Annotated in this window: 1 protein-coding gene; it reads left to right on the plus strand. The window is 30.1% G+C overall.

Going from position 1 to position 615, the window contains the following annotated elements:
• Positions 1–432: DUF3810 family protein (locus tag FUA24_RS23425; protein WP_148545750.1), on the plus strand; the 432-nt coding region annotated here is incomplete at its 5' end.
• Positions 433–615: the final 183 nt, after the last annotated feature.

Consider the following 615-nt stretch of genomic DNA (forward strand, 5'->3'; position numbering starts at 1 on the left):
CCTTTAACTAATGAGGCCCAGGTTGATGGTTTAATTCCTACTATAAAGTTCCCTACTACATCGGCACATGAAATGGCACATCAATTAGGCTATGCTGCCGAAAACGAAGCTAATTTTATTGGTTGTTTGGCTTCTATTTATAATGATGACGTATATTTTAAATACTGCGGATATGCCTTTGGTTTGCGCTATTGCCTAAACGAAATTTATAAACGTGATGAAGCGCTATTTAATGATATTATAAAAACCATTAATAAAGGTATTTTAAAGCATTATGAAGAGGTTAGATTGTTTTGGGAAGCGCATGAAAACCCTGTTGAGCCCTTTTTTAAATATTTTTATAGTGGTTACTTAAAAGCTAATAACCAAAGTAAAGGCATGCAAAGTTATAGCTATGTTGTGGCGCTTTTGGTTAATTATTTTAATGCATAAAATGTAGCAAAAGTTAAAATGTGTTAAGAATTTTTTAATGAATTCTTAAATTAACTAATTTAACACCAAAATAAATATTATTTATGCTTAAAAATTACCTTTGGTTTATTGCTATATTTTTTGTGTTAGCAATAAACGCTCAAGACTATTTTCCAAAAAACGATGGTGTAAAAACCCAAAACA

The sequence above is a fragment of the Seonamhaeicola marinus genome (genome assembly GCF_008085455.1).